Raw genomic sequence first — 372 nt, forward strand, 5'->3', positions numbered from 1 at the left:
CACGACGGCCCGGCGCTGGCCGGCGAATGCGGCAACTGCACCACGCCTTGCGCCGCGATGCCGCCGCTGCCGTCCCTGAGCGTCATCCACTTCACGCCGCCGCTGATGCCCAGGTTGACCTGATGCGCGGTGTTGCGGTACTTGAGTTGCAAGGCATAGCTGCCATCGCGTTTGACCTGGATGTCCCGCACCGCCAGCGTATCCGCCGGGGCACCCCAGCCCGCGATACGACCATCGGCGGCGGCCACGCTCGATTGCACGCGCGCGTTGGTAGCGGCAATCTCCACGCCACCATCCAGGCATTGCGGCGCGCTGTGGTGGCTGCGGTTGCCGGAACTGACGTACATCGCCTCGACGGCGTAGCACAGATTG

At 67.7% G+C, this 372-nt stretch carries 1 pseudogene; it reads right to left on the bottom strand.

From position 1 onward, the window contains the following. A pseudogene (locus ACO0LB_RS20640) lies at nt 1-372 on the bottom strand (esterase); the annotation flags it as partial.

Source organism: Undibacterium sp. SXout7W (assembly GCF_049339385.1).
In the GTDB taxonomy this organism is placed as follows: Bacteria; Pseudomonadota; Gammaproteobacteria; order Burkholderiales; family Burkholderiaceae_D; genus Undibacterium.